This window comes from Streptomyces sp. FH025, assembly GCF_017427025.1.
GTDB lineage: Bacteria > Actinomycetota > Actinomycetes > Streptomycetales > Streptomycetaceae > Kitasatospora.
This window is the reverse complement of sequence record NZ_JAFLNG010000930.1, coordinates 1-2,452: the sequence shown is the minus strand read 5'-3', so window position 1 is coordinate 2,452 and position 2,452 is coordinate 1. Positions and strand designations below refer to the sequence as shown.

Sequence of the window (2,452 nt, the reverse complement as noted above, 5' to 3'; positions counted from 1 at the left end):
GGAGGGCGGCCCCGCGTTCGGCGTCGTCGACGCTGACCGCGAAGTCGCTCCCGCGCAGGGTGCGGACCACCAGGCAGTCGCCGCCGCGCAGCATCACGGTGGTGCCCCGGTTGTTGATCCGGTAGCCCCAGCCGCCCGCCTGGCCGGCGGTGCGCCGCTCGGCCCTGGCCGAGAGGAGGTCCCCGGGGGCGAAGCGTCGGGCGGGCCAGCCGAACGGGCCGAAGCCGACGTGCAGTCCCGCGGCGGTCACCCGGACCTGCACGGAGGAGGAGAGCAGGAGGACCACCGCGCCCACGGCGAGGGTGACGGCGGTGAACCAGTTGGGCCCGCTCAGGCCGCTCGCCGCGATCAGGACGACCGCGATCGCGCCCAGACCGAGGACGGCGGCGGTCACCTGCATCCAGGGGTTGGCGGCGTGCGAGAGCCAGACCAGCCGGGCGCCGGCCGGGACCTTCAGCGTCGTGGCCGGCCGGGCGGTGGCGGCGCTGTCGGTGCCACCGGCGGGGGCGACCGCGCGGGTCGCGAACCAGGCCAGCACGCCCGCCGCGCCCGCCGCGACGATGATGAGGACCACCTCGATGCCCATCGGCGCGGCGTCCTGCCAGCGGTCGCGGTCCAGGTTGGCGTGCACGATGGAGGTCTGGGCGCCGGTCAGCAGCACACCGGTGGCGGCCAGTACGGCGGCGAAGTGGCCGCGCGCCTGGCCGGGCCGGAAGCGGAAGACGGCCGCGACGGCGAGCGCCACCAGCAGCCAGATGCCGGCCGGGAACAGTGCCGCCGCCGTCAGCGACATCGAGCCGTCCGGGCTGCTGCCGCTCCAGTGGGTGGCCACCTGCTCCGGCAGCCGGTCGCGTGCCGCCAGCGGCAGTGCTATCAGCAGCGCCAGCACGCCGAGCGTCCACGCCACCGCGCCCCACAGCGCGCCCCGGCGCACCGGGCGGTCCGTCACGGGCCGGTGCGTCACGGGCTGTTCGTCCTTCACGACATCCCCCTGATCATGTCCACGAGATCGTTCCTGCTGTAGCCCGCCCGGGCCGCGTCGGCGATCAACTGCCGCACGCGTTCGGCCAGTTCGGACCTGGTGTCGGCGTCCTTCGCGACCGTGATGCCACGGCCCCGGCGGAACTCCAGCACTCCCTCGTCCCGCAGGGTGCGCAGCCCGCGCAGGACGGTGTTGGTGTTCACCCCCAGCGCCCGCGACAGCTCACGGGCCGGCGGCAGTTGGTCCCCGGGGGCGCACTCGCCCTCGGCGACGGCGCGCCGGATCGCGCCCGCGACCTGTTCGTGCAGCGGCCGGGTGTCTCCGGTATCCAGCTTCAGCAACATGGTGCTAATGACGATAGCACCATTCCATGATCGGGCCAGTGCCGCTCGCGCCCGCCCGACCGGCGGCCGACCATGGACCTGGAGGTGGTGCGGTGAGCGGACGGCTGCGGGTCTACCTGGGAGCGGCGCCGGGGGTCGGGAAGACCTACGCCATGCTCGCCGAGGGCCGGCGGCTGCACGACGACGAGGGGCTGGACGTCGTGGTCGGCCTGGTCGAGACGTACGGCCGCCGGGGCACCGAGCAGCAACTCGGCGACCTGCCGGTGCTGCCCCGCCGGACCGTCCACCACCGGGGCGCCGAATTCACCGAGCTGGACGTGGACGCCCTGCTCGCCCGCCGCCCCCGGCTCGCCCTCGTCGACGAACTCGCCCACACCAACGCCCCCGGCAGCCGCCACGCCAAACGCTGGGAGGACGTGCGGGAACTGCTCGACGCCGGCATCGACGTGGACACCACCGTCAACATCCAGCACCTGGAGAGCCTCAACGACGTCGTCCAGCAGATCACCGGCGTCGCCCAGCGCGAGCGGATCCCCGACGAGGTGGTGCGCGCCGCCGATCGGATCCAACTCGTCGACCTCAGCCCGCAGGCCCTGCGCACCCGGATGGCCCAGGGCGAGATCTACCCGCCCGACCGGGTCGACGTCGCCCTCGACCACTACTTCCGGGCCGGCAACCTCGGCGCCCTGCGCGAACTCGCCCTGCTCTGGCTCGCCGACCGCGTCGAGGAGGAACTCGCCGACTACCGCGCCCGGCACGGCATCCGCGCGCCCTGGGAGACCAAGGAACGCATCCTCGTCGCCCTCAACGGCGCCCCGCAGGGCGAGCACCTGATCCGCCGCGGCGCCCGCACCGCCACCCGGATGCACGGCGACCTGATCGGCGTGCACGTGCGCCCCGACGACGGCACCGTCACCCACGAGCCGCCGGCCCTGGCCGACCAGCGCGCCCTGCTGCACGAGCTGCACGGCAGCTACGTCGAGGTCAGCGGCGGCGACGTCGCCCGCACCCTGGTCGACTTCGCGCACGCCGAGAGCGCCACGCAGATCCTGCTCGGCCCGACCGGCCGCAGCCGGCTGCGCGAACTGACCACCGGCTCGGTGATCAACCGGGTCATCCGGCTGGC

Annotated in this window: 3 protein-coding genes; 1 reads left to right on the top strand and 2 read right to left on the bottom strand. The window is 74.4% G+C overall.

What is annotated here, in order from left to right; translation table 11 throughout:
• Together J0670_RS35800 and J0670_RS35795 are read right to left on the bottom strand one after the other, a co-directional pair.
• A partial coding sequence (locus tag J0670_RS35800) for a DUF1648 domain-containing protein (protein WP_307806846.1) occupies positions 1–964 on the bottom strand: 964 nt, incomplete at its 3' end.
• Positions 965–978: 14 nt separating this feature from the next.
• Positions 979–1,326 carry a GntR family transcriptional regulator gene (locus tag J0670_RS35795; protein WP_207816797.1) on the bottom strand — a complete coding sequence of 116 codons (348 nt, stop codon included), beginning with the start codon at positions 1,324–1,326 and terminating at the stop codon, positions 979–981.
• Positions 1,327–1,478: 152 nt separating this feature from the next.
• On the opposite strand from J0670_RS35795, the gene J0670_RS35790 reads away from it, so the two are divergent.
• A partial coding sequence (locus tag J0670_RS35790) for a universal stress protein (protein ID WP_243438000.1) occupies positions 1,479–2,452 on the top strand: 974 nt, incomplete at its 3' end.